The 24,066-nt window shown below is 59.3% G+C and carries 19 protein-coding genes; 5 read left to right on the top strand and 14 right to left on the bottom strand.

All coding sequences use genetic code 11. The annotated features are described in order from the left end of the window. The 9 genes from VSS37_RS09790 to tssB form a co-directional block, all read right to left on the bottom strand. A partial coding sequence (locus tag VSS37_RS09790; RefSeq protein ID WP_324694759.1) for a serine/threonine-protein kinase occupies window positions 1–1,085 on the bottom strand: 1,085 nt, incomplete at its 3' end. Window positions 1,086–1,088: 3 nt separating this feature from the next. Then, on the bottom strand, window positions 1,089–3,008 hold the full coding sequence (locus VSS37_RS09785; RefSeq protein WP_324694758.1) for a vWA domain-containing protein: 1,920 nt from the start codon (window positions 3,006–3,008) through the stop codon (window positions 1,089–1,091). Between the two features lie 25 nt (window positions 3,009–3,033). After that, on the bottom strand, window positions 3,034–4,068 hold the full coding sequence (gene tssG, locus VSS37_RS09780; RefSeq protein ID WP_324694756.1) for a type VI secretion system baseplate subunit TssG: 1,035 nt from the start codon (window positions 4,066–4,068) through the stop codon (window positions 3,034–3,036). Continuing rightward, window positions 4,032–5,897 carry a type VI secretion system baseplate subunit TssF gene (gene tssF / locus VSS37_RS09775; protein ID WP_324694754.1) on the bottom strand — a complete coding sequence of 622 codons (1,866 nt, stop codon included), beginning with the start codon at window positions 5,895–5,897 and terminating at the stop codon, window positions 4,032–4,034. The genes tssG and tssF overlap by 37 nt, the downstream gene beginning before the upstream one ends. Window positions 5,898–5,906: 9 nt before the next feature. Then, window positions 5,907–6,545 (bottom strand): type VI secretion system baseplate subunit TssE, encoded by a 639-nt coding sequence (gene tssE, locus VSS37_RS09770; protein ID WP_324694752.1) that lies wholly within the window; start codon window positions 6,543–6,545, stop codon window positions 5,907–5,909. Next, a complete protein-coding gene (locus tag VSS37_RS09765; protein WP_324694751.1) occupies window positions 6,499–7,308 on the bottom strand; it encodes a type VI secretion system accessory protein TagJ in 810 nt (269 codons plus the stop codon). The genes tssE and VSS37_RS09765 overlap by 47 nt, the downstream gene beginning before the upstream one ends. A 24-nt stretch (window positions 7,309–7,332) precedes the next feature. Beyond that, window positions 7,333–7,818 carry an Hcp family type VI secretion system effector gene (locus VSS37_RS09760; RefSeq protein ID WP_324694749.1) on the bottom strand — a complete coding sequence of 162 codons (486 nt, stop codon included), beginning with the start codon at window positions 7,816–7,818 and terminating at the stop codon, window positions 7,333–7,335. Between the two features lie 43 nt (window positions 7,819–7,861). Further along, on the bottom strand, window positions 7,862–9,352 hold the full coding sequence (gene tssC, locus VSS37_RS09755) for a type VI secretion system contractile sheath large subunit (RefSeq protein WP_324694747.1): 1,491 nt from the start codon (window positions 9,350–9,352) through the stop codon (window positions 7,862–7,864). A gap of 3 nt (window positions 9,353–9,355) precedes the next feature. After that, window positions 9,356–9,904 carry a type VI secretion system contractile sheath small subunit gene (gene tssB / locus VSS37_RS09750; protein WP_324694745.1) on the bottom strand — a complete coding sequence of 183 codons (549 nt, stop codon included), beginning with the start codon at window positions 9,902–9,904 and terminating at the stop codon, window positions 9,356–9,358. A 172-nt stretch (window positions 9,905–10,076) separates the two neighbouring features. Here tssB and tssA point away from each other — a divergent pair, with 172 nt between their 5' ends. Then, the gene (tssA, locus tag VSS37_RS09745; RefSeq protein ID WP_324694744.1) at window positions 10,077–11,135 is read left to right on the top strand and encodes a type VI secretion system protein TssA; all 1,059 of its coding nucleotides are present in this window, start codon (window positions 10,077–10,079) and stop codon (window positions 11,133–11,135) included. A 30-nt stretch (window positions 11,136–11,165) separates the two neighbouring features. On the opposite strand, the gene VSS37_RS09740 is transcribed toward tssA, so the two are convergent. Further along, complete coding sequence (locus tag VSS37_RS09740; RefSeq protein WP_324694741.1) at window positions 11,166–11,921, bottom strand: P-type ATPase actuator domain-containing protein; 756 nt, start codon at window positions 11,919–11,921, stop codon at window positions 11,166–11,168. Between the two features lie 147 nt (window positions 11,922–12,068). Between VSS37_RS09740 and VSS37_RS09735 the strand changes: the two genes are divergently transcribed. Next, the gene (locus VSS37_RS09735; RefSeq protein ID WP_324694739.1) at window positions 12,069–12,932 is read left to right on the top strand and encodes a YcjF family protein; all 864 of its coding nucleotides are present in this window, start codon (window positions 12,069–12,071) and stop codon (window positions 12,930–12,932) included. Window positions 12,933–12,952: 20 nt separating this feature from the next. On the opposite strand, the gene VSS37_RS09730 is transcribed toward VSS37_RS09735, so the two are convergent. The 4 genes from VSS37_RS09730 to VSS37_RS09715 all read right to left on the bottom strand — a co-directional run bounded on the left by VSS37_RS09730 (window position 12,953) and on the right by VSS37_RS09715 (window position 19,146). After that, the gene (locus VSS37_RS09730; RefSeq protein WP_324694736.1) at window positions 12,953–13,198 is read right to left on the bottom strand and encodes a hypothetical protein; all 246 of its coding nucleotides are present in this window, start codon (window positions 13,196–13,198) and stop codon (window positions 12,953–12,955) included. Window positions 13,199–13,310: 112 nt separating this feature from the next. Then, window positions 13,311–15,305, bottom strand: coding sequence for a heavy metal translocating P-type ATPase (locus VSS37_RS09725; protein WP_324694734.1), 1,995 nt, complete (start codon window positions 15,303–15,305; stop codon window positions 13,311–13,313). 32 nt (window positions 15,306–15,337) lie between these two features. Beyond that, window positions 15,338–16,996, bottom strand: coding sequence for a bifunctional sulfate adenylyltransferase/adenylylsulfate kinase (locus VSS37_RS09720; protein ID WP_324694732.1), 1,659 nt, complete (start codon window positions 16,994–16,996; stop codon window positions 15,338–15,340). A 185-nt stretch (window positions 16,997–17,181) separates the two neighbouring features. Next, window positions 17,182–19,146: an MATE family efflux transporter gene (locus tag VSS37_RS09715; protein ID WP_324694731.1), complete on the bottom strand. Its 1,965-nt coding sequence runs from the start codon at window positions 19,144–19,146 to the stop codon at window positions 17,182–17,184. A gap of 401 nt (window positions 19,147–19,547) precedes the next feature. Here VSS37_RS09715 and VSS37_RS09710 point away from each other — a divergent pair, with 401 nt between their 5' ends. The 3 genes from VSS37_RS09710 (at window position 19,548) to VSS37_RS09700 (ending at window position 23,865) form a co-directional block, all read left to right on the top strand. Beyond that, a complete protein-coding gene (locus tag VSS37_RS09710) occupies window positions 19,548–21,851 on the top strand; it encodes an arylsulfatase (protein ID WP_324694730.1) in 2,304 nt (767 codons plus the stop codon). Window positions 21,852–21,952: 101 nt separating this feature from the next. Continuing rightward, a complete protein-coding gene (locus VSS37_RS09705) occupies window positions 21,953–23,149 on the top strand; it encodes an anaerobic sulfatase maturase (RefSeq protein ID WP_324694728.1) in 1,197 nt (398 codons plus the stop codon). Continuing rightward, on the top strand, window positions 23,146–23,865 hold the full coding sequence (locus VSS37_RS09700; RefSeq protein ID WP_324694727.1) for a 3-keto-alpha-glucoside-1,2-lyase-like domain-containing protein: 720 nt from the start codon (window positions 23,146–23,148) through the stop codon (window positions 23,863–23,865). The genes VSS37_RS09705 and VSS37_RS09700 overlap by 4 nt, the downstream gene beginning before the upstream one ends. Window positions 23,866–24,066: the final 201 nt, after the last annotated feature.

Below are 24,066 nucleotides of genomic sequence, written 5' to 3'. Positions count from 1 at the left end.
GGCTGCACGGGTACGGCGGCAAGCTCTTGTGGGGCGGCGGGTTCCGGCGGTACAGGCGGAGGCGGCGTGTGCGCTTCCACCTCCTTGGCCGGGATACTTGCTGCCGGAACAACTGGCGGCGTAACCGCTGATGGTGCCTGTTCCGCCTTGCCTCCCGCCCAGTACCACCAGCCTGCACCTGTTGGCAGCAGCAACAGCGGCAATAGATACAACGCTGGCCGCCTGCCCCGCTTGGCAGGCGGTTCCGTGGCCTGCGGTGGCGGGAGGATGACCGTTTGGTCTTCCGCCCCCGCCGCCAGACTTTGCTCCACTGCTTGCAAAAACGCCGCGACGTTGCTGTAACGCTCCTCCGGCTGTTTCGCCAGCGCCTTGTCCAACACCGCTTGCAGGCAGGCGTAATGCTCCGGCAGCACCGGCGGTGGGGCGAGCGCATGTTCGCGGATAATCTGCGCCACCGTATCCGCCCGGATCGCCGTTTTGCCTGCCAGCATTTCGTAGAACACCAGTGCCAGCGAATAAATGTCGGAACGCCGATCCAGCCGCTGCGCCCCGGTCTGCTCCGGGCTCATGTAGCGCGGCGTGCCCAGCATGGCGTAACCGTGGCGGGTCAGGTCGCTGTCCGTATCCTGCAACTTGCTGATGCCGAAATCGGTCAGCACCGCCTCGCCATTGGCGCGGAACAGGATATTGGCGGGCTTGATGTCGCGGTGGATCAAACCCCGTTCATGCGCATGCGCCAGCGCGCCTCCAACCTGCCGCAACACCGTCAACGCTTCCTGCAAGGGCAACGGCCCGGCTTTGAGCCGCGCTTGCAAACTACCGCCGCGCAGGTATTCCATTGACATGAAATACCCGTCCCCGCACTGGCCAATATCGTGGATAGTGACGATATTGGGGTGCTGCAAACCCGCCACGGTCTGGCCTTCACGCAGGAAGCTTTCCTGGAACCCCGGCTCGCGGGAAAGCTCCGCCGACATGAGCTTGAGCGCCCGTTCCTGTTTCAGCAGCACATGCTCCGCACGGTAAACGGTCGCCATGCCGCCTTGCCCGATCACTTCCCGAATGTCGTGATTGGGGACTGCCATCGCTCAGGGCTGCGCCGGGGCAGCAGGGGAAGTCGGTGTGGCGGGTGCAGGCACAGGCGTTTCAGCCGGAGCGGCAGCAGGCGCGGCGGGCGCAGGCGCAGTCGTCGGGGCAACAGCAGGTGCGGCGGGCGCAGGTTCAGTGGCCGGAGCAGGCGTGGGCGCAGGCGCCTCAGTCGGAGCGGGCGCAGGCGCAGCAAGGTTCAGCACGGCGGTGCTGCGTTGCCCGGCGGTGACATCGACTTCCTGCGATGCCTGTTGTTCCCCGTACTTGACGGTCAGGAAGTAATGCCCCTGCGGCAGCCGGAACAAAGGTTGCGCGTCGTAGGAGTACGCAAGCTGTTTGCGCTTGCCTTCCAAGTCCTGTTCCTGGGTATAGACGGCGTAGGAAAGCTTGTCGTCCAGCGCCGCCGCGCCTTCCTTCGGCACGGTCGACACCTGCAAATAGCCGACATTCAGCACCAGCTTGCCTTCCTTGCGTTCGCCCGCCGTCACCTCGAAATCGCCGCCGGTTTCCGCTTCGCCGTGCTGGACAGTGATGAAATACTTGCCCGCAGGCAGGCGGAACAAGGGTTGCGCATCATAGGAATACGACACCTGTTTGCGCTTGCCTTCCAGATCCTGCTCCTGGGTGTAGACGGCGTAGGAAAGCTTGTCGGCCAACGGCGCGGCACCTTCCTTCGGCAAGGCCGACAGGCTCAGGTAGCCGACATTCAGTACCAGTTGCTGCTCAGTTTGTTGGCCTGCCTTGACTTCGACATCGCCGCCGGTTTCGGCATCGCCGTGCTGCACGGTGACGAAATACTTGCCTTCCGGCAGGCGGAACAAGGGCTGTGCGTCATAGGAATACGACACCTGTTTGCGCTTGCCTTCCAGATCCCGCTCCTGGGTGTAAACGGCGTAGGCAAGCTTGTCGTCCAGCGGTTTGGCACCTTCCTTCGGCAGCGCGGCCATTTTCAGGTAACCGGCGTTGAGCACCAGGGTCTGGCTGACCGCTTCCCCATCGCGCACTTCGACTTCCGCTTCCGTCCCGGCGTCGCCATATTTCACCACCACCACGTATTTGCCCGCAGGCAGCTTGAAAACCGGCTGGGCGTCGTAGGAATAACTGACCTGTTCGCGCTTGCCTTCAATATTTTTCTCAGGCTTTTCCACGGAATAGGCCAGTTTGTCGGTCAGTGGCGCGCCGCCTGCCGTCAGTGCCGTCGCCACTTTCAGGCCGGTTTCGGCGGCAGCTTTTTTCTTCTCGGGCGCAGGCGCGGGTTTGGGCGGCGCAGGCGGCGGCTCCGCCACAGCTTTGGCGGTTTCCGCCAGCGCTTCCTTCAGGCCCTCGGTGTTCTGCGCCTCGAAGAATTTGCCGCCGGTGCTTTCTGCCACGCACTTGAGCTGTTCCTGCGCCTGCTGGTTGCCCTTGATGTCGAAACCGATCACATGGGCAGTGAAATGGATGCCTTTGCCCTCCAGTTCCTTCGCCACGGCGCAGGGGTCGGCATTGCAGCTTTCCTCGCCATCGCTGATCAGGATGACAGTCGCCGGGTCTTCGGTGTAGCGCAGGTTTTCAGCCGCCTGTTTGAGCGCGGCGCTGATCGGGGTTTTGCCTTTGGGGGTGATCTGCTTGATCGCCTGCATGACTTTGGAACCATCCGGCGCACCAACCGGCACCACCATTTCAATATCGTCGCAACTGCCTTTTTCGCGGTGGCCGTACACCATCAGGCCGAGGTTGATGTCTTCGTTCCAGTCCTGCACCAGCGCGCCCATGACATCGCGGGCGACTTCGATTTTGGGCTTGCCGTCAACCAGCCCCCACATGCTGCCGGAACCGTCAAAGACGATGATGGCACTGTCCTTCGCCATGGCTTGCAACGGCAGCAATAGCAGGCATAAACAAGCCAGCAGCAGAGGTATTCCCGTTTTCCGTTTCATGCTCAATTCCCCATTCAGTGTTGTTTTAAACAGTGTCATGCCTGAGCCGTTCGCGGCCAATGGCGAGGTCATCCGCATCCCGCGTCAGGGTTTGCGTAGCGATCCAGGTGGTCAGGCCCAACCGCCCGTAGCCGCCCAGCCGCGCCGGAGGGACTTCTTCCTTGCGCAACGCCAATTGCACATCCCAGTTCAGGTCGTCGCCCAGGTAGTTCCGGATAATGGTCCCCAGCAGCTTCAGCTTGTCCCCGCCCGGCAGCAGGGCTTCGTATTCCTGCAAACGCATCGGCCCTAGGCGGATACGGAACTTGTACTGCCGCTGCCAGCTGTAACGGCCCAGCACGGCGTCCATCCCCAACTGCCCGCCCGCCGCCCGCCCCAGGCGGGACTGGCTTTCCGGCGGTATCTTCAGCCACTCGCCGACGAATTCCTCGATGTGCAACGGCATCTGGAAAAAGGCTTTGAGCAAGGCTTCCAACCCGCTGACATGGCGGGTCTGCGACCCCAGGTGCGCGGCGAAATACAGCTTGTTGTCATCCGGCATGGCATCCCGGTTTTGCAGTTCGGGAACGCCTATCCCCAGCAGCGAACCGATGTAGGCATGGAAACGGTTGTCAGCCGGGCGGTCATACTGGACGGTCGGCTCCTTGTTCGCCCAGGCGCGGTAAAACAGGCTGAGCAGGCGGTGGTGGAACAAATCCAGGAAATCCACCAGCGAATGGTCGCGGGCATGGCGGATGCGCTCGCGGGCGTATTCGGTCAGGTGCAGCGGCAACGGCCCCTGCGGCCCGAACAGCCCGAAAAACAGCACTTTCAGCCGCCAGCGCCCATCCTCATCCGGTTGGCAGGAATGCAGCGTGGAAGGCGCAAACAGGTCGGAAGGCTCCTGCCCCAGCCGGATTGCGTCTTCCGCCGGACGCAAGCTTTCCCCCAGGCGCGGATGCTGCGCAAACTGGCGCTCCAGCCGCCGCAGGGCCGCGAAAAAATCGTACTGCCGGATCTGTTCACCCAGTTCCGGCAGGATGTCTACAGCACCGGGGTCGTTCCCGTCCGCACTGGCCATCGCATCACCTCCCCCCGTTCCACCGTGGTCAGGGTCATCTGGGTAAAACTGTTGATCGAAACATAGCGGGCAAAAAACTTTTCCAGCACCGAACCCAGCAGGAATGCGCCCAGCCCGTCGAAGGCGCTGTCCCGGCAATGCAGGGTGATGCCCACACCCCGGCCAAAGGTGATCGGCCCGGCCCCCGGCAGACGCCGCACCACCGGCTCGCTGCTGACAGAGAGCAAACCTTCCAGTTGCTTGCTGAAACCGGCGGAGCCTTCATCCGCATACAGCCGCAGCAATTCGCGCAAGGCCGCCGCGCCCTGCTGGCGTTCATTGTCCAGCAGCGACAGATAGTTCAGGGATAGATGGTTGATCAGACGCCAGGCGCGTTCCCCTTCGGCATGGGCAGGGCGCGGGCGGCTGGGCCCGGCGATGCTTTCCACCCGTGTGACCGGGGCGCTTTCCTCCAGGGTGAAGCCGACCCGCCCGCGATTCTGGTAGACGTACAAAGGCGCATCGCGGTTGGTGCACAACACGCCGACACCCAATTGTTTCAACCCGGCAAGGTAAGCTTCCCCCCGGCCATCCACCAGCGACAGGTAAACCTCGCTGCCCTGATAATCCTTGCCGGTGCGGCTGTTGGTTGGCGGCAGATGCGGCACGCGCCGCCAGCTGTAATAGGCATTGCCCGTCTTGTCGCCATTGCGGCAATCGTAGAATGCCCGGAATTGCTGGCTTTCCTGCAAATTGACATCGTAGCCGCTGACCCCGGTGATGGCATACACCTCGTAATCCTGCGCATGGGTGCGGTCGACGATCACCTGATGTTCCCGCGCCTGTGGGGAGACGTGGATGCGGTCGGCGCGGCGCGGAAACAGGTTGATGGCGGGCGCGCAATGCAGCAGGAAATTGCCTGCATCCAGCGCGCCCCGCAGCAGTTCGTTGCGGTCGCTGAACAGGCAGACGATTTCCAGCCCTTCGCCCTCCTTCAGCCTGCGGATGGCCGGTTGCAGCCCAGCAAGCCGCACGAACAGGAAACGCTCGGGGAAGGCGTAATACTCCTGCAACAGTCGGTAGCCCTGGAATGACGCGTCCGTATACGGCAGCAAGGCTTCCTCATCGCTAAAGCCCAGCGGTTGCAGCATGCTGGCGGGCAAGGTCTGGCTCCACGCTGCCTTGCCGCCGGAAGTCATCGGCTGTACCACGATGGATGCGGTATGCGCCGCCAGCAGTTCGTAGATCCGCCCGGTGGTTTCACGCCCACCATCCAGGTAAAACACCAGTTCATCCAACGCCAGGGTATTGATGGGCACGCCTTCCGCCGCCTGCAAACGCAGCCGCAAGCCGGAGCGCGCCTGCCGTCCGCCGCTGGGGTAATAGCCAGCATCCGCCGCCGACAGGTATTCCGCCGCGCTGACCGTCAGCGGCCACAACGCCACGTCGCGGGCAGTGCGGAATTCACAGCGGGACTGCCCGCCCGCCACCGGGTCGCTGAACAGCCGTGCGCCACGCGGCAGACGGAAACCTTCTGCGGTCACCCCGCCTTTCATGTCCGCCGCCATGCGCACAATCGCCATCGACGGCGTTGGCGACAAGTAATGGGGGTAGACAATGTTGAGCAGATACTGGGTGAAATCGGGGAATTCAGCATCCAGCTTCAACTGCACCCGCGCGGCTAGAAAGGCGAAACCTTCCAGCAGCCGCTCCACATACGGGTCGGCGCATTCAAACCGGCCCAGATCCAGCTTTTGCCCGGCTTCTGGGTAACGTTCCGCAAACTCCTTGCCCATCCCGCGCAGGAAATTCAGTTCCTTTTCGTAGTAGCCGAGCAGTTTGGGGTGCATGGGGTTCCGTTACTCCAAAATTTTGATCTCGCCGTTTTCCAGATCAAGTTGGGTGGTCAGTTGCAGGTATAGCGGGGTCGGTTCCGCCCAGAGTTGCGCGGTGATTTCGAACATCAGCGCGTTGTGGTCGAGCATGGATTCGTTGCTGAGCAGGCGCAGTTGCAGGGAATCCGGCAGGATTCTGGGTTCGAACAGCAGGATGGCCTTCTCCAGCATCTTTTCCAGCTTGCCGAGCTCCAGGCTGGAAGCCGTCCGCCCGGTCAGGTCGGGCAGGCCGTAATTCAGCACTGACTTGGCGGTTTCCGGGTAGTTTTCCTCCAGATCGCTTTGGCACATATTGTGGGTGTTCAGCAGCCATTGCAGGTCGCGCTTGACGCAATCGCGCAGGTTCTGGCGGGAGCCGGTTATCCCTTGCAGGTAGCTGAGTTGCTGTTGCTGCTGTTTGAGCGCCTGTTGCCATTGCTGGCGGGTTTCTGCCGCTGCATCCGCCTGGTTGGCCAGCTTTTTCAGCAACCCATCCATTTCAGTGCGGCAGGCATTGGCCATCCCGCTGAGGTAGGAATCATCCGTCAGCCGATCCAGCAGCGAAGGCAGGTAGGGTTCATCCGGCATCGCCTGCCTGCCTTTGCGGCGTGAATTCCACGGCACGTATGTCCATCAAGGGGTATTCGTCAGCGTCCGTCACCAGTATCCGTTGGCCGTAACCGCAATAGGTGTCCGGCGCGGCTTCCTCCCATTGGGTTTGCCGTGATAGGGCCAGCGCGCCACCGCGCTGCGCCGAGCCGGGGTAACGGGCGGGCAGCAAGGCGTAGGCTTCGCCGCCGCTTTGCCACAGGATGTGCGCAGGCAGCCACACCATATCGCGCAAGTCTTCCGGCGCTTCCACTGTCAGCATGCGGATATGGGTGAAAGAAGCCCAGCGGTAGCCGCCATCGGTGATGATTTCCAGCAATGGGCCCAGGCGGGAATCGGCGTCGGCTATCCAGGCAAACGCCATGCCGTTGAGAGTCCCGCTGGAAGTCGGCGCAAGCTCCAGCGCCTGGGCGCGGATTTCGCCTGCCGCAGCCTGTTCGCCCGTCGCCGTCAGCTTGAGCGCCTGCCACAGCAGTGCCTGCCATTCCTCGGGTTGGCCGAGGAACACCGGCTCGCGTTCCCCCCGGAACACCTGTTCGCGCAACATTTCGCTGGCGATGGCGGAACGGTACAGGTGCACCATTGCCAGCGCCGCATCATCCATGCCGCGCAACACATCCAACTGTTTCAGGGCGCGCTCCCATTGCCCCAGCACCGCCAGCAACTGGAACAGCAGGACACGGTAGCGGCTGTTGGCCGGGTCGTTCCTCACCTGTTCCTGCAAGTTGGCCAATGCTTCCGGCAACTGGCCCTGTTTCAGGTATTCCTCATGCTGCATACCCAGGCTCCGTTGGCAGGCGCATCAGGCCTGCTTGTTCTTTTCCAGATCCCAGGTGCGGTCACTGGAGGCTCCGGCGGCACCAGTCTGGTCAATCGGGGTGTATTCCCACTTGATCTTGCCGTAGGCGAACGAAACCGTTTCCGAGGGGCGCACTTCCTGGGCGCTGCCGCCTGCCGTGATGGCGCTGACGATCACATCCTCCATTTCGTATTTCATGAACACATGTTTGTCCCCGGTCGCCAGACAGCATTCGATTTCGATTTTGGGGATGTGCTTGCCGTTGCAGCAATGCAGGTGCAGGTCGGGTGTGGAGGTGTCCACGGTCTTGACGATGATGAAATCCTGAAAGTCAGCGCGCCCGCCGGTGCGCCCGCCGGTGCGGCTGGCCCCGGAAACCGGCTGGGAAACCCCGTGGCTATAGCTGTCAATCTCTATCCATTTTGGATGTTTGTCATCGGTGCTTTCCCCGTCGATGCCTTCGATTTTGAGAAACATATCAACTGCCATTGCATTGTCCTCCACAAGTTATCGGGTATGCCCCTGCCGCCGCTTATTTTTCGGAAGGCAGTTTGGAAACCAGCCGCAAAGAAACCGTAAGCCCTTCCAACTGGTAATGCGGGCGCAGATAGAATTTCGAGGTGTAATAACCGGGGTTGCCCTCGACTGATTCGACCACCACCTGCGCGGCAGACAGCGGTTTCCTCGCCTTGTCCTCTTCGGAAGCCGATCCCGGATTCGGCTCGACATAGTTCATGACCCATTTGTTCAGCCACTTTTCCATGTCCTCGCGCTCCTTGAAGGAGCCGATCTTGTCGCGCACGATGCATTTCAGGTAATGCGCAAACCGGCAGGTGGCGAACAGGTAGGGCAGGCGCGCCGCCAAGTTGGCGTTGGCGGTGGCGTCGGGGTCGTCGTATTCCACCGGCTTTTGCAGCGACTGCGCGCCGATGAAGGCGGCGAAATCTGAATTCTTCTTGTGCAGCAGTGGCATCATGCCGTTTTTGGCCAGCTCGGCTTCACGGCGGTCGTCGATGGCGATTTCGGTCGGGCATTTCATGTCCACGCCGCCGTCATCGGTGGGGAAGGTGTGGGTGGGCAGCCCTTCAACCGCGCCGCCGGATTCGACCCCGCGAATGCGTGAGCACCAGCCGTACAGCTTGAAGGCCAAATTGATATTGCGCGCCATCGCATAGGCGGCGTTCACCCAGCAATAGCGGTTGTGCTGCGCGCCTTCCACGGCTTCCTCGAACGCGAACGCCTCGACCGGGTTGGTTTTGGCCCCGTAAGGCAGGCGCCCGAGAAAACGCGGCATCGCCAGCCCGATATAGCGGGAATCCTCGGCATCCCGCAGCGAACGCCACGCCGCGTATTCCGGTGTCTGGAAAATCTTGGTCAGGTCACGCGGGTTGCTGAGTTCCTGCCAGCTATCCATATTCAGCAGAGTGGGGGAAGGCGCGGTGATGAAGGGCGCATGCGCGGCGGCGGAAATCTGTGCGATTTCGCCCAGCAATTCCACATCCGGCGGGCTGTGGTCGAAGTAGTAATCCCCCACCAGGCAGCCATACGGTTCGCCGCCGAACTGGCTGTATTCCTCGTTGTAGATTTTCTTGAACAGTGGGCTTTGGTCCCAGGCGGTGCCCTTGAATTTTTTCAGGCTCTTGTGCAAATCCTGCTTGGAAATGTTGAGCACCCGGATTTTGAGCATTTCATCCGTTTCGGTGTTGTTGACCAAGTAGTGCAGGCCGCGCCAACTGCTTTCCAGTTTCTGGAAATTCTCATGGTGGAGGATCAGGTTGACCTGCTCCGTCATGCGCTGGTCGATTTCGGCGATCAGGGATTCAATGGTGCGGACAGCGTCGTCCGACACCAGCCCGGTTTTGGCCAGCGCCTGTTCCGCCAGGGTTTTGACGGCCTGCTCCACCGCCTCCTTTGAGCGGTCGGATTTCGGTTTGAATTCCTTTTCCAGCAATGCGGCGAAAGCATCCGTTTCCACGGCTTGCGCCTGGGGGGCCGCGCCGGTTTCCTGCATCACATCAGCCATGCCTTATTCCTCCCCCGCCGGTTTGCTGGCGGTGTCCGTTGCCTGTGCATCCCCGCCTGCCGGTTTGGGCGCTGCGGTCAGCGATTGCAGCAGCGCCGGATCTTTGAGCGCCTGGGCGATCAGTTCCTCGGCCCCGGATTTGCCGTCCATGTAGGTCAGCAGGTTTTTCAGTTGGGTGCGCGCTTCCAATAGCTGGCGCAATGGCTCCACTTTGGCGGCGACGGCGGCGGGGGAAAAGTCATCCATGTTTTCAAAGGTGAGGTCGACGCTGAGATTGCCCTCGCCCGTCAGCGTGTTCGGCACCCGGAAAGCCGCCCTCGGTTTCATGGCTTTCATGCGTTCATCGAAATTGTCGACATCGATTTCCAGAAACTTGCGGTCGCTGACCGGTGCCAATGCTTCTGCGGGCTGGCCCGACAAATCAGCCAGCACGCCCATAATAAAAGGCAGCTGGATTTTCTTTTCCGCCCCGTAAAGTTCAACGTCGTATTCAATCTGCACCCGTGGCGCCCGGTTTCTGCCGATAAATTTCTGGCTGCTTTGTTTGGCCATTGTTGACCTCCTTACTTATCTGTCCACACGCTTGTGAATAAGTTTCCGCGCCCGCCGAAAATAGGCATTGCTTGATATTTTTATATGCTGAATCTTATTATAGACAACAGTTCCATGAGTTATGGATTGCTTTACAGTCTGTAAATAAACATTAGCATATTAGTAAATCGCCATGCTTGATATTGAAAAGCTGACCGCTCCCTTGAATGAAAATAGCCCCTGTGGTGAAGACCCCGAATATTCCGGCCTTTTTATGGAAATGGAAAAAGCCCGGCAAGGGGAACCCGAACGCGCCATCGGCAAATCGGTGATTGACGCCGTCGAACCGGATTGGAAACTGGTTGAAAAACTTGCTCTTCAATTGTTCGACTCCACCAAAGATTTACGGGTCGCCGCCAGCCTGAGCCTCGCATTGCTGCATACTGACGGTTTTACGGGCTTCCGCGATGGTTTGCTGCTGACCAAGACCTTGCTGGAAACCTTTTGGGGTTGCCTTCACCCTGAACTGGACCCTGATGACGGCAACCCGGCCATCATGCGGGGCAATGCGCTGCTCTGCCTCGTCGATTACCGCTTTCTCATGTCGATGAAAAGGCAGCCGTTGATCACTACCAAAATATTCGGCAAATTCAGCCTCCATGATATACAAGAAGCCCAAAACCACAAAACCTCAACGGTAAATGAGGAAATCCAGCAATATCAGCGGGTGGAAGCGGCATTTAGGGAGGCAATTGAGGCCGGTGTTTTGCCGGATGTTTTAAATGTCTTGGATGCCTGTCGGCAATATATCAACAGGATAAGCCAATTATTCCAGGATAAGGTGGGGCATGCCAATGCGCCAAACTTTATGGCTTTACAGGAAATAATTGATGCGGCTTTTAAATTGGTTGCCTCCAGAATTCCTGAACCCGTTAATATTAAGCCCCAGGACAACATAGTGGAAACCCTGAATAAGCCAGAAGGCAATAATATGGCTATGCCGCCTCAAATGGCCGCCATTACGCAGGGAGGGGAAAACAGTCCCATGAGCATACAAAACCGCGATGACGTCCTCAGGGCGCTGGATTTGATTTGCGAGTATTACACCCGTTATGAACCCGGCAGCCCGGTTCCCCTGATGTTGGCGCGGGCGCGCAATCTGGTAAACAAGGATTTTATCGGCATCTTGCAGGAACTCAGCCCTGAAAGTGCCGCCCAGATCGCCAAGCTGTTTGGTTCGGGAAAAACGTGAAAGTGTCCGGCAAGGCAGGCTGCTGGTTGCTCAGACAGCCTGCACATGCAGGCAGCCGGATTCCAGTTGGGTGAAGGGGTACACCCGGTCGCCTTCCTGTTTCGGGATCAGCTTCATCTGTTTGCGCAGGCTGAATTGGCGCACACTGCCCACACCATCCAGAACCTTGCCTTCCAGGGCGATGGTGTCGCCAGCATGCAAGACAATGACATCGTCTTCGCGCAAGTTGCCGACTGTGGTTTCCAGTTCAGCCCCGTCGCGCATCACCCATACCTTGGCATAACGCGGATTGAATGGCTGGGAAAAGCCGATGTTGTTGGAGATGTTGCCCGCCTGTAACAGCAGCTTGCGGGTCCCGAACGAAAACACCATCAGCATTGAAGCGGTGAAGGGGCTCCCGGTCGCCAGCGAACCGGCTATGCCAATGCTTTCAAACAGGGTGACCGGGGATTTCTGGTCAGCTTTGTCCGATTGCCTGATGGTGCGGAAAAAATGATAAGTGTTGTAACTGAGCAGCGGCAAACTGACCAGCCTGGCGGGCGGATAGAACCAAGAGCCAGAGGCGGCGAATGCCAGCGCATACCAGGAAATTTTCTGGTAGTGGTTGAGTTCCCCCACATCATCAAAAACTTTGACGCGGGTGGGCGGTGGCAGTTTGGAGGTTTGCGGCTCCGGGTTGGCATAGGGTAGCGCGGCATGACTTTTATATGCCTGTTTTTTTCGGTAGTCGCGCCATAACGCCCCCGCCACGCCGCCCGCCATCAACAGAACGCCTAACTGGATCATGCCCTTACTCCGCCAATCAATTGAGCAGACCCATTATTCCACTGGTGTGGCTCCAATGAAAAGCATCCGTAACATTTCTTTACATTTGGACGCCTCATGAAATGCTAGAGTATGCGGCAAAAACCCATGGAGCTAGGGTGTCAACATATGAAATTGAAGTGCGAAGTTTGGGCGCCAGCCCTTATTTTGATGATGACGGGGTTCATTCTCCTGGTGCTGTTTGTCCCATCCATGATGGGCGGGTGCGAGGTTGGGGCCTTGCCGCTGAAGCTGCTGGCCGGGGGCGGCGTGCTGATCCTGCTGGCGGTGCTGGTTTTATTGGTGTCTGCCCGACGTGATGGCTCCACGCACGGGTTGCCGCGTCAATGGCTATCCCGCTTGCGTGTGGCTCCGCCAAGGATACGCCTGGACGCAGGGGCACTGAAGGGCTGGAAAATACGCCAGCCCGCCAGTGAGGACGGCAACGGCGGCGCGGGAACAAAGAATGCGCCGTCGGAAACAGGCAGCGTGGCCGTACCGCCCCCCGCCGAACCTATTAACACCGAACTCCGGCACCAGCAAGCCTGGGGCATTGTCAGGAAACACATGGCGGTTGGCATGACGTTGAGCCTGGCACCGATTCCGATCCTGGATGTGGCGGCCCTGACTGGCGCACAACTCAATATGTTGGATAACTTAAGCGCCCATTACGGCGTGGATTTCAATAAGGAGCGGGGCAAATCGTTGGTGGTCGCCATGTTGTGCGGCTCATTGCCGACCACCGCTTTAATGGCGTTGAGCAGTATCAGCAAGGCAATACCCGGAATCGGTTCGATAGGTGGCAATCTAGGCTTGTCAGCAGTGGCAGGGGGGGTGATTTTTGCTGTCGGCAAAGTGTTCATCCGCCATTTTGAGGCGGGTGGCAGCCTGGAAAACTTCGATGGCAAACAGGCGCAAGCGGAATTTCAGCAAGCATTGCGGGAGGGAAAACAGCTTGCTGTGGCGAAAAAACCTACGGGACGCCCAAACTGAACGCCCGTAGGGCTCACGCATCAAGCAGGCGCGATATTTTCACCCTTGTCGGCAATGGTTTCCACCGTTTCGACGACAGCTTCCGCCGTTGTCTGGACAGCTTCGGCAGCAGTTTCCTCTGGTTTCTTCTTGAAGGAATCCATGAAGGAAGCGGCACCTTCTTGCAGCTTTTTACTGGTGTCGTCCAGCCATTGCTTGGCCTGTTCGTCTTTGAAAACGTAAGTGGCGACTGCGCCAACGGCAGCCCCTACAATAAAGTTCAACATGGCGTTTCTCCTTGGTACAAAGCCTCATTATTATACACCCCACCATGATGGCAAGAATGTTAAGAATTGTTAAGAGCTTGCTGGAAAAATAACGGCCTGCATTGGCTGGCGCTCATGGCGGAGGGGTTTTCTTGTGCTGTAGGAGCGGTAGGGTGGCGTTGGCCGCACCGGCACCCAGGCTGAGGATATAGAGGCTCACAGCGCCGTAAATCCGCATATGCAGCGCAAACACCGCGCCGATTCCGGCGACACCGGGCAGGATCGACCAGGCCAGCCCGGACTTCATATTGCGTTCGAAACCTTTCGCCAGCCCGAACAGGGCGTCCAGTTGTTGCAGGCTCTTGTCCAGAAAGACGATGCTGGCGGTGTCGGTGGCGACAGTGGTGGCACCCGCCAGCGAGATGGCGACCTGGGCTTTTTTCATGGCGACCGCGTCATTGATGCCGTCGCCGATGAAACAGACCTTGCGCCCGGCGGCTTGCAGGCTTTCGATATGGCGCGCCTTGTCCTCCGGCAGGGTTTCGGCGAAGTATTGCTGGATGCCGAGCGCTTCCGCCAGTTGCCGGGTCGGCTGTTCCTGGTCGCCGGACAGGATGCACAGCTCCAGCCCGCGCTTGCGCAGTTGCTGGATAATGGCGGGGATTTCGGGGCGGAGTTGGGGCTGCAATTCGATCACGCCCGCCAGTTCGCCATCCACCGCCAGATACAGCAGTGAGTGGCCCGCCTCAGCCTCATGCCAGGTGGCGTCCGGCGGCATGGCGATGGCTTGCTGCTGCATGAAACGCTGGCTGCCCAGCAGGATTTGTTGCCCCTGGATTTGCGCACGGATGCCACGCCCCAGTTCGTAATGGGTGTGGTCGCAGCTTTCGGGCTTCAGCTTGCGCTGGCGGGCCGCTTCCAGGATGGCGCGCGCCACCGGGTGCGTCTGCCGGTGTTCGGCGGCGGCGGCCAATGTCAGCACGCGCTCTTCACTGAAGCCGTTGCAGGCGTGGATCCGACCAACTTCGGGTTCTTCACGCGTGAGCGTGCCAGTTTTGTCGAACACCACGGTGTCGACCTCGCCCAACAGCTCCAGCGCCCGGCCATCCTTGATCAGGATGCCCTGTTCCGCCGCCAGTTTGAGATGGTTCAGCACACCCAGCGGGATGGTGATGCGGATAATGTCGGAGAAGTTGCAATTGGCGACCGCGCTGGCGCTGACCGGCCCCAGCTTGCCCAACGCCAGGCCACTGAGCGCCAGGGTGGGCAGGGTCATCCGGTTGGCGATGCGGACGCCGCGCGCTTCGACGGTGGACTTGAAATCCAGCGTGTTTTGCAGGATTTCGCCAATCTGGGCGGCAACCGTGTCCTTGCCCGCCTTGTCGACGCGGATGTGCAGTTTGCCCGCCGTCAGCAGGGTGCTGGCGAACACGGCGTCCCCCTCGGTTTTTTCCTGCGGGCGTGATTCGCCGGTGAGCATGTGCTGGTCTACCGTGCCGATGCCTTGCACAATCTGGCCGTCGAAAGGGATCGCCTCACCGGCATGGATCACCACGGTCTGGCCGGTGTGCACGTCTTCAAACAAGGTCTCCACTTCCGCCCCGTCACGCCATAGCCAGACGCTGCGCGGCGTCTCATGGAACAGTTTGAGCAGTTTCTGGTTGGAATGGTCTTCGGTCTTCAGCAGCACTTTCTGCCCCAGAAAGTACATGCCGTTGATAATGGTGGCGGCGAAGTAATAGCCAGTCGCCACTGTGCCAACAATGGCGATGGAGTCGATGACGCTGGAGTGCAGGCGGCGCTTTTCCCGCCAGTATTCCCAAGCATCACGGAAAATAGGCGCGGAGCCGTACAGCGTCAGCGGCACGGACACCAGCAGCAACGGTGGGTAAAGCAATTCCGATAGGCCGGTGGCGCCCATCGCCAACAGGGCTATTTTCAGCTCCTTGTCTGCGTCTTCCTTACGCCGCTGCATGTCCTGCTGGTGCTGTTCGACCAGGGATTTGACCGTGGCGTTTTCCGGCACCGCGATGGGCAGGGCGGGCTGCTTGCTTTTCTGCCCATGCAGCCAAGACGCCACTGCTGCCGTGGCGAGGCCGCCGCCCAGTATGATCAGCGGAAATGGCATGGCCTGTTCCTGCGCTTGTCGGTGTTCATGTCTCAGTCCTTGATATACCCCAGTTTTTCCAGCTTCAGCAAGACCTGATGGGCGCATTCGTCCGGCGAAATGGCAGTGGTGTCCAGCCGCAATTCCGGGTCTTCCGGGGTTTCATAGGGGTCGTCGATGCCGGTGAACTGCTTGAGCAGACCGGCGCGCGCCTTGGCGTAGAGGCCCTTGCGGTCGCGGCGTTCGCATTCCTCCAGGGGGGTGGAGACATGCACTTCGATAAAACCGCCGACGGCTTCAATCATGGCGCGCACTTCGCGGCGGATGCAGGCGTAAGGGGCAATGGGCGCGCAGATGGCGATGCCGCCATTCTTGGTGATCTCGCTGGCGACAAAACCAATGCGGCGAATGTTGAGGTCGCGGTGCTCCTTGGAAAAGCTCAGTTCGCTGGACAGGTTTTTGCGCACGACATCGCCATCCAGCAGGGTCACCGGGCGTCCGCCCAGCTCCAGCAGTTTGATGCGCAGCGCATTGGCGATGGTGGATTTGCCGGAGCCGGACAAGCCGGTGAAAAACACCGTGAACCCCTGTTGGTAGCAGGGCGGGTAGGACTTGCGGATTTCCGCCAGGATTTCCGGGTAGGAAAACCAGTCGGGGATCGGCAGCTCGGCGCGCAGGCGGCGCAACAATTCAGGCTCGTCGAGGTGCTGTGCGGCTTCGTGCGGCTTGACCTGCGCCACCGGGACATATTCCGCCCGTTCCTGCACATAGGCCATGGGCGGGGCCTCCACGATATTGATGCCAGCTTCGGCGGCAAATTCGCGGGCCAGCAGCAATGCGGCGTTGGGTGCGTAGAAGGCGGGCTGCCCATCCGCGCCGGTGGGGCTGGCGTGGTGGTGCTCGACAATGAAATGCGTGCAGCCGTAATTTTTGCGGATCAGGGCGTGCCACAAGGCTTCACGCGGCCCGGCCATGCGCGTCGCCAAGTTCAGCAGACTGAGCGCGGTGGTCTGTTCGGGGTATTCCGCCAGGATGTGCTTGTAACAGCGCACCTGGGTGAAGTGGTCAAAATGGCCGGTTTGCGGGAAGCCCACCATCGGATGTATCAGCAAATTGGCTTCCTGCTCACGGGCGAGGTGGGCGGTTTGCGTATGCTGGAGGCGGTGCATCGCGGTTTGGGTGTGGAAACCGATAATGCGCTGCCAACCCAGTTTGCTGAAGTGCGCTTTCAGCTCCGCCGGGGTATGGCGCAGGTAGTGGTAGTCATAATGCTGCGGCGGCTCCACCACCTCCAGGACGCCGCCCAGGTAGCATTCTTCCGTGCGGTGCAGCAGGTGGTCCACGCCCGGATGGTGAGGGTCGGTCACGCCGTAGACTTGCTGGGCTTCACGCAGTTTGTCCGGTTGCCAGATATCCGTCACGGTCATGATGGCGACGGCCACAAATTCGGGGTCGCGCAGGGTGATTTGCCGCCCCGGCGTCAGCTCTTGCGCAAATTGGCGGGGAACGTCCAGCGTCACCGGCATCGGCCACAGGTCGCCCGTCGCCAGCCGCATGCTGTCCACCACGCGGTCATAATCCTGTTTGCCCAAGAATCCCTGCAATGGGGCGAATGCGCCATTCAGCAGCATTTCCACATCACATAATTGGCGCGGGGTCAGGTTCCAGGATGGCAATTCCTTTGCCATTTCGAGAGAGTGGCGTTTGTTCATGAAAAATCCCTTGCTGCTGGCGCGTGGCAATCCGGCAGGGTCACCTGCCCTGGCTTGCCAGCGTTGATAGGTTAATGAATAGACAGACTAATTCGGGGAGCGGGATTTTAGAAGTGAACTTAACATTTCTTTACATTAATGCCGGAAAGCCCACTGATGAAGCGTAGTGCGGGTTTTTGCCTGCGTCAGGCGGGCAGGTCGGCGCGGCGCCGGGCGATGATCTGCACGACAGCGCCCACGCCGCGATGGAGTTCGCCTTCGTGGATTTCCCGCGTGGTTTCTTGCGCATGCAGGAATTCCAGCCCCGCCAATTCCTGTTGCAGCGTTTTTAGGTCTGCCAGCATGGCCGGGTCGGTGGGGCCGCCGGTTTTGTACTGCAACTGTTGCGGCGTATACGCCTCCAGCAGAAAAATCCCGCCTGGGCGCAACGTCGCCAGCACTTGCCGGTGCACTTGTTTGCGCAGCGGGGCGGGCAAATGGCAGAAAATGGAGACGACCGCATCCCAACGGTTGGGTTCAAAGCGGTAAGTGGCGAGGTCGGCGTGCACGGTTTCGATGCTGACCTGCTTTTGCCCGGCCAGCTTGTGCGCTTTTTCCAGCGCTGGCTCCGCCGCGTCCAGCGCCGTGACGGTATGCCCCAGCCCGGCGAGGAAAACGGCGTTGCGGCCTTCGCCTGCGCCGATGCACAAGGTTTTGCCCAGCGGCAGGCGGGCGGCGTTGCTGCGCAGGAAATCATTGGGTTCGGTGCCGTAAAGGTAGCTTTCGCTGGCGCTGTACTGCTGGTCCCAGCGCGTTTGCTTCGCGGCGGCGACCTTGCGGGCGGCGGCCCGGCGGGAACACTTGCGCTTGGCCCAGACAAATGCGCCGAGGCCGACCAGCGCATTGGCGATGGCGATCGCCATGTAGACGCCGCTTAACCCGAAGCTTTTCGGCAACAGCCACGCCAGCGGCAGGTAAATCGTCAGCAGCGCCAGCGTCATGACCAGGGCGGGGGCAGGCGCGCCCATGCCATTGGCCACGCTGCTGATGATCATGACGACCCCCATCAGGCCGAAGCTGGCGGAAACGATGTAAAGATACTGTTTGGCTGACTGGACTGCTTCGGGATTGTGCGTAAACCAGCCAATGACGGCTTCGGCGTTGAACCACAGCAGGACGGCGATGCCCAGCCCCCACAGCCACGCGAAATGAAAGCTCAAATCCAGCGCCCGGTTGAGGCGGTCAAGCTGGCGGGCACCCCAGTTCTGCCCGGCGAACGGGGCCAGCGTCGCCGCCAGCGCGCCCAGCACAATCAGGCTGAGTGCTTCGATGCGGGAAGCCACGCCGTACCCCGCCACCGCGTAACTGCCGTATTGCGCCACGATCCAGGTGGTGATGGCGGCGGCAAATGGCTCAATCAGGTTGGTGCTGGCGGCAGGGACGGCCAAGCGCAGGATCGCTTTCCAGCTTTGCGCCGCTTGCTGCCGTAGCGCGTCCTGGGTCAGGAATTTCAGCCGGAAGCCCAGGATATACAGGATAAAGACCGAGGCGATGGCATAGGAAATGACCGTGGACAGCGCCGCGCCCTGCAATTCCATGCGTGGGAACCCGAACAGGCCGAAAATCAGCAATGGATTGAGCGCGACATGGATAATCGCCACGCTGATCAGCACGTAACTGGGCAGGCGGGTGTTGCCAGCGGCGCGGACGCCTGCATTGCCGACCATGGGCATGACGATCAGGAAGCAGCCCAAGTACCAGGTGTCCATGTAACTGTGGATCAGGGGCAGCAGATGTTCGGGCGCGCCCAGCAGGCGGAACAACGGGTTCACCGTCAGCAAGCCAACGATGGCGAACGCCAACGCAATGCTGAAGGCGATGATCAGCGAATGGGTGGCGTAACGGTGCACCCAGTCGGTCTGGCCGGAGCCGATGGCACGGGCGATCAGCGAGGAGGCCCCAGTCCCCACCCCCTGGACCAGGCTGCCAATGATCATCACGATGGGGAAGGTGAACCCCATCGCTGCCAATTCGTCAGCACCGAGCCGCCCCACAAACCAGCTGTCGACAATGTGCATGGACATAATGGCAAGCATCCCCCAGATCGTGGGGATGGTCATTTGCAGCAAATGGTCGCGTTCACTGCCTGTGGTCAAGTCCCTTTTACTCATTGGCTTCGCCCCTTTCGCCCATGGAAACACAAGCCGTTCGGATGCAATCGGCGCACTAGATTAATAAGTGCGCACGGATTGTAAAAGGTGCGCTTAACACTTCTTAACAAAATAGTTTTTGAAGGCCTTTTCCGGCGTGTGGTAATAATTACCCCATCAGCTTGGGGAATTTAAACAGGCATCACATAACTGGTAGCGAAATCAAATGATTGCTGCGGTGTGGCCGAGTGTCTGCAAGGTTCAAGCAGAATTGTAAAGAAATGTTAAGAAGCCGTATTTCGGCCATGAGCTTGTGATAAGTTTTCGGCAGGCATAGGTAAAGCGTATGTGCCATTAGGCCTTTTATATATTTCCTGCCAATCACGGCACCAACTCATCGTGCTAAGGAGTAGTTAACTATTATGAAACCAGCCCTGTCCATCTTCCGCCGTTCCTTGGTGGCGTTGGCGGTTTCGGCCAGTCTTGCCGCCACGACCGCCTCTGCGCCTACGGTAGCCCATGCGGCCCCGACCGGCGCGCCGAACATCGTAACCATTATTCTGGATGATGTGGGTTTTTCCGACCTGAGCAACTTTGGGGGGGAAATTGAGACGCCGTACCTGACGCAAATTGCGGCTGCCGGAACCACCTTGGATAATTTTTACGGCGCCTCCACATCAGCGCCCGCCCGCTCCATCCTATTTACAGGCAAGGACAACCACCCCGCCGGGGTCGGCAACCAGGCTTCCTACCTGCGGGATGAGCAGATCGGCAAGCCCGGCTATGAAGGCGAGCTTTCCGTTGATGTCCCGACTTACCCGGAAATCCTGCAAAGCAATGGCTACTACACCATGATGACCGGCAAATGGCATCTGGGCGGTGCGGCAGACCATGACCCGATCAGCCGGGGGCATTCAGACACCGAGGGCGTGCTGCTGCTGGGTGATGATATGCACTATCTGTCCAATGCTGAGGGTAAGCTGATTACCGGCCAACCGGCCAACACCTACACCAAATTGTCGAAACAGGCAGGTGAAACCCGCACCTCACCGTACACCAGCCGTGGCAAGCAGTTGAGCACATTCCCGCCTAACGCTTACTCCAGCACGTTCTATACCGACAATGCGATCAAGATGCTGGATACGCGCGACACCAACAAGCCGTTCCAACTGACGGTTTCCTACACGGCGGCCCACTTCCCGTTGCAGGCTCCAGCGGAAGTGACTGACAAGTACCTGTCCGTGTATTCAAAAGGCTGGGATGTCCTGCGGGCGGAACGCATCAAGCGGCTGGTCAACATGGGGCTGCTGTCGGCTGACGCCAAAGTGCCAGAACGCTGGGCGGATGTGGCCGCGTGGGATAGCCTGTCCGCTGACCAAAAGAAAACCGAAGCCAAAAAAATGGCGATCTATGCCGCCATGGTTGAGGTGATGGATGCGGAAATTGGCCGCCTGCTCGATCATCTGAAACAGATTGGCCAATACGACAATACGGTCTTCATGATCGCCAGCGACAATGGAGCCGCCTACTTCGTGCCAGAAACGGCAGCGGCTGAAAAATTCCGTGGTGAGCATTTCACCAAGGACGACAATTACGACAATATGGGTTCAGCCTCATCCTACGTCAGCTACGGGCTGGGCTGGTCTATGGTGAGCAATACGCCGTTCAATAGTCATAAAACGACCACATTTGAAGGCGGCGTGCACACGTCAGCGATCCTGTACTACCCGCAAAGCGTGGCGGCACCGCAGCGCAGCGACTGCCTGTTCTCCTTGATGGACATCGCCCCCACCGCATTGGATATGGCGGGCGTTTCCTACCCCACCACCTATAAGGGCGAACCGCTGGCCCCGATGGGGGGTGTCTCGATGGCAGGCCTGTTCAGAGGCAACACGGCGTGTCCGCAACGCAACCTGGCGTGGGAGCTGGATGGCGTCAAGGGCTTGCGCGTCGGCGACTGGAAGCTGTCGCAACAGCGTAACGATGAGCATATCTATATGTATGACCTGGCCACCGACCCGGCGGAAACCACCGACCTGTCAGCCAGCAACCCAGCCCAGCTCAAGACCATGCTGGCGGCTTATGATGACTTCGCCAAGAAAAATGGCGTCGTCAATATCCCGACCAAGCGGATTCCGCTGCTGCAAACGAATGGCGCGACGGATGCGAGCTTCACCGGCGGCATGATCAAGGTCGATCCGGCAGACCCTTACAATGTCTACTATGCGGACAAGGCGACCAATAGCTTCACCACTGCCGACACCGTGGATGTTGCGCTCAATATCATCCCGTCCCCGGCGCATCTGGGGCAGACAGCGAATATCTTCGCCTACCTGACCCATACGTCGCCTAGCGGTGAGAAAACCTATTACGCCGCCACGCAACAGGGGCTGACCAAGGTTTCCGCAGATAACAAGCCATTCCTGTACACCGGCGTTCCGCTGGAAACACGGCACTTTATTCCGCTGGCGACCCAGAAGTTCGGCGCTGGCGACCTGTCGGTTGAGTTCGGCTATGTGTTGGCGGATGGGACCAAGGTCAGCAACAAAACCCCGATTGAGGGGACGGTTGCGGCCAAGGCCGGTACGGATACCGGAACCGGCTCCTCCTCCGGTGACACAAGTGGGTCCACCACCAGCTCTGGTGGCGGTGGCGGCAGTTTCGACCTGCTGTTCCTGTCGCTGTTGCCGGGGTTGGGTTTGCTGAGAAAGCGCCTGAAAAAGTAAGCACACAGGATTTCTGACAGCAGAAACCCGTATGCCTGCGTCATTGCCGATTGGCCGCTTAGGCGGCTGGTCGGCTGCATTTTCTACAGGATGGGAACGGAATGCTGCTCAACAGTATTGTCATCAAGCCGATCGGCTCATTCTGCAACCTGCGTTGCGCTTATTGCTTCTATTTGCAAAAACATGAGCTTTACGAGGGCCCTCCATCCACGCATAAGATGAACGATGAGACCTTGGAAAACCTCATCCGGCAGATGTTCGCCTGTTCCCCGAACCCGACCTTTGCCTGGCAGGGCGGCGAGCCGACTGTCTTGGGTGTCGAGTTCTTTGAAAAGGTGGTGCGTTTGCAGCGCAAACATGCGCATGGCAAGCCTTATTCCAACGCCCTCCAAACCGCCGGGCATTTGCTGACCGCAGACTGGGCCGAATTCCTGCGGCGGGAAAACTTCCTGGTGGGCCTGTCGATGGATGGCCCCAAGGAAATCCATGACCATTACCGCAAGGACGTGCATGGCAAAGGCACGTTTGAGCGCGTGTTCGCCAATGCCAAAATGCTGCTGGAGCATCAGGTGCCGGTCAATATCCTGGCCACCGTCAACGATTGCTCCGCCCAGCATCCGCGTGAAATTTATCACTTTTTCGTCGATAACGGCTTCCATTTCATGCAGTTCAGCCCGGTGGTGGAGCTGAATCCGGACAACCCGGAGATCGCGGCGCCCTATACCGTATCGGCGGACGCCTATGGCAGGTTCCTGACCAAAATTTTCAAGCTCTGGGTCAAGGATTTTGATTTCCACGCCTTGAAGCAGAACACCTCCATCCGTTTTTTTGACGAATTGTTGAAACGTTATGTCGGCATGCAGCCCGATCACTGCGTGTTGCACAAGCACTGCAACCAGTACCTGGTGGTGGAGCACAATGGGGATTTGTATTCCTGCGACTTCCTGGTTTCCCGCGACACCTTCCTGGGCAACCTGCACGCCACGCCGCTGGACGCCGCCTTCCATTCGGAAGCGCACCGGCAGTTCGGTGCGATGAAGGCGGACTACGGTGAGGAATGCCAGCAATGCCAATGGCTGCACCAATGTTATGGCGGTTGCATCAAAGACCGCCTGCATGACCCACGGGACGGGGGGCACAACCACTTTTGCGCTTCCTATAAATACTTTTTTGAGCGGGCGGACAAGGATTTCAGGATGTTCGCCGATCTGTACCGCAAGCACTACATGGCCGCCGCACCAGTGCAGGCCATCCCGGTCAGATCCATTTCATTATCAGTAAAGGGTTCAAGGATATGAACAAAATGCTTCTGGTCACATTGCTGTTGCTGGCGGTGATTGCGCTGTTGCTGTTGACGCCATTGCCAGCGTCCACGCCCATTGCCAAGACTGCGGAATACACCTCGACCAAAGTCCTGATCAGCCAGGGCGAGTTCCAGGGCAAGCCTGCCACCGTCGTCGAGTATGACTGGGGTGATTGGCGCGACTGGTTGAACCTTGCCCGCAGCCTGGTCGGCCTGGGCAGCAACCCGAACTCCATCGCCATGTTGAACGGTTCGTCGTTCACCAATGGCGTGATCGAGGCGGATCTGGCGAGCACCATTCCGGAAGGCAGCGGCGGCATGGCACGCGGCTTCATCGGCATCGCTTTCCGGGTTGCGCCTGACCTCAATTCTTATGAGGCGATTTATTTGCGTCCGGCAAACGGGCGGATTGACGACCCGGAGCGCCGCACCCGCGCCCTGCAATACATTTCCCATCCGGATTTCCACTTCGATGTCTCCAGGAAAACCAACCCCGGCGTGTATGAAACCGGCGCGGATATTGGCTTGGGCGAGTGGATAAAACTGCGGATCGAGGTGGATGGTGCAGTCGCCAAGGTGTACGTCAATGGGCAACCGTTACTGACAGTCAATGACCTGAAGCTGGGCGCAACGCGCGGCGGCGGCGTCGCACTGTGGGTGAACCCCGGCAGCAAAGCGTATTTTGCCAATTTGGTCATTACGCCCAAATAAGCATTGGCCAGTGAGGGGTGTGGAGTAGTGGGCTGGCGCTAGAGCGCGCCAGAGTGTCCCCATGTGCGCAGGTTCGCTGTTCCTGTGATTTGTGTGTCAAGAAAAGTGATCGGGAGAAAAAAAATGTTGCAATGCTGCTCAAAAAGTATGGCAGGTGCGCTTTTGTGCCTGGCATCAGTCAGCCTGACTGCCACTGCACAG

The organism is Candidatus Thiothrix phosphatis (assembly GCF_035668035.1).
Classification (GTDB): Bacteria; Pseudomonadota; Gammaproteobacteria; order Thiotrichales; family Thiotrichaceae; genus Thiothrix; species Thiothrix phosphatis.
Note: the sequence above shows the minus strand (reverse complement) of the source record. Positions and strands in the feature narration are given on the sequence as shown.